The following is a 275-nucleotide window of genomic DNA, read 5'->3' as shown; positions in this document are numbered from 1 at the left end:
GTTGATATTTACCCGCTTGTAGACGTGCCACATCGATTTGCACCAAGCTGATTTGGTCTTCTGCGCCATTATTGTCTGTGCTAGCTGCACGAGACTTATTGGCAGGTATTTTGCTTGCCGTACGCGGCGAGCGGGCGGTACGACTACCATCAGTCGCGACAGACGCTGTAGTTTTTGCAGCCGGTTTTTCACTGGCTTTGGCGCGAGCAGTTTTGGCAGGCGCACTGGCTTCTTCGCTATCAGCTTCTAGCGCTTCAGCTGGCACAGTGTTGTCA

1 pseudogene is annotated in these 275 nt (G+C 53.1%); it reads right to left on the bottom strand.

What is annotated here, in order from left to right:
• Positions 1–275 (bottom strand): annotated as a pseudogene (locus tag AAEZ05_RS28555) (hypothetical protein); the annotation flags it as partial.

Origin of the sequence: Pseudomonas sp. HY13-MNA-CIBAN-0226 (assembly GCF_040310305.1) — a bacterium.
Classification (GTDB): Bacteria; Pseudomonadota; Gammaproteobacteria; order Pseudomonadales; family Pseudomonadaceae; genus Aquipseudomonas; species Aquipseudomonas gregormendelii.
Note: the sequence above shows the minus strand (reverse complement) of the source record. Positions and strands in the feature narration are given on the sequence as shown.